1 protein-coding gene is annotated in these 1369 nt (G+C 40.5%); it reads right to left on the bottom strand.

Translation table 11 applies throughout. From position 1 onward, the window contains the following. Positions 1-1369 (bottom strand): hypothetical protein (locus Q361_RS13830; RefSeq protein WP_211290396.1); only part of this gene is annotated, 1369 nt, incomplete at both ends.

Raw genomic sequence — 1369 nt, 5'->3', positions numbered from 1 at the left:
GCTACCAAACTTACTCTTGATGGTACTATAACATCGCCTGTGGTATCATTACTCAATACATTGATTGTTACCGCTGATGTACTCGCTGTATAACATTGCGCATCGTTGGTTGCTATTGGTAATAAATCTAAAGTTAATGTCGCATTGTTTGAGGTATTCCCTTCTGCATCTTCTCCATTGTATTGAATTGGTGTTGGGGTACCTGTAAAGCCTGATACTGGCGTAAAGGTAATTGCTCCTGTAGTTGGATCTACACTCCATGTTCCTTCGCCTGGTATCGTCATACTTGTAATATCTCCATGTGCATCAGTTACTACGCCTGTAGCACCACTTGGAGCTACTAAACTAACTGTGCTCGGTACTATAGTATCTCCTGTAGTATCGTTTGATAATACATTGATTGGAGATGTTGTACTGCCTGCTGTATAGGCTACTGTATCATTGGTAGCTACTGGTAGTACATCCATTACTTTTTGCGATGGTGCACAAATACAGTTGCTTGATGTAGCTATAACAGCTACTAATTTTCCTGTAGCACAAGCTGAACTTGTTACCGTGTAATTCTCCGTTACACTTGCTCCTGCTGCTACTGGACCTGCTAAGGTTATCGTCGTGATTTTTGTTCCTGTTGGATTTCCTGAAGCGTCCGCACAGTAAAAATCTACTTTTACAGGGTTTGATGGCGCACTATTGGTTTGGTTAATAGCACCTGTATTATTTACTGTAATACTGCCACTATATGAACCTGATCCATAAGTCCCATTTAAATTTGTAATTTGTAATTCTGGTTTTACTACATTATATGTATAAGTAGTTTTTCCTGTTTGTACAATTACTTTTGAACATACACCGCCTGGCGCTGTTGGACAACTTAATCCTGTTACTTCATCAAACGTTGTAAAGGTTACTTTGTAATCTCCACATGCTATAAATGTTGTCGGTTGGATTGAAAAGCCATAATCTAAAGTCTGCCCTGTTGTCATACCTGCTGGTATGTTCAAATTCATAATCTTAGCTCCTGTTGCTGGATCTGTAGTCGTTCCTGTAAAGGTTGGACACAATGGCGTTGAGTTACATACAAACGATCCTACTACATAATCGTAGCCCACAGGTAAAACTATCTGTGCTTTAGCTGTTGCACTTGTGCCACTAGCCGTAGATAATATAACCGTTTGTACTGAACCGTAAACTATGGGACTGTCACAGTTTGAGAAAGAACCTGAGGTAGGTGTTAAACTATTTGATATAACATATCCTACATCGGCACCTGTCACTTTTACTGATAACGATGCTGAGCCTACACCATCACCTGTAGCAGGTGCGCCACAAGAACGGTTTGCTCCTGCTGATAATGTAAGGTTAGAGCCTG

Source organism: Flavobacterium croceum DSM 17960 (assembly GCF_002917885.1).
Classification (GTDB): domain Bacteria; phylum Bacteroidota; class Bacteroidia; order Flavobacteriales; family Flavobacteriaceae; genus Flavobacterium; species Flavobacterium croceum.
Note: the sequence above shows the minus strand (reverse complement) of the source record. Positions and strands in the feature narration are given on the sequence as shown.